We start from the raw sequence: 312 nt of genomic DNA on the forward strand, positions 1-312 counted from the left end.
GCCATGTTTTTGATAAACTGAAGGAAATATAAGTGTTTCACCACTTTCAATGTCTGCTGAACTAGGTGATAAAACAGCGAACAGGCGTTGTACAGAAAAGTCAGATTTACCAATTTTAATATCTCGTTCTTTTCCTTTTCGCGTTTTAATCCAGTTAAGATGAGGAACAATATTCAGCGAATCTCCGGTTCTCTCACCCCATAGATAGAGCTCTCCATAGGCACTTCGTGCGATGACATGGTAGTCGTCATAATCGGCAAACTCTGTGTCCTTGAGGAAGGACTCAAGCACATCTTCAAACTCAGCGGGATT

The 312-nt window shown here is 41.3% G+C and carries 1 protein-coding gene; it reads right to left on the reverse strand.

All coding sequences use genetic code 11. The features are described 5' to 3' along the window. The coding region (locus tag TW84_RS23635) for a GAD-like domain-containing protein (RefSeq protein WP_045978049.1) at positions 1-312 on the reverse strand (312 nt) is incomplete at both ends.

Origin of the sequence: Vibrio neptunius (assembly GCF_000967495.1) — a bacterium.
In the GTDB taxonomy this organism is placed as follows: domain Bacteria; phylum Pseudomonadota; class Gammaproteobacteria; order Enterobacterales; family Vibrionaceae; genus Vibrio; species Vibrio neptunius.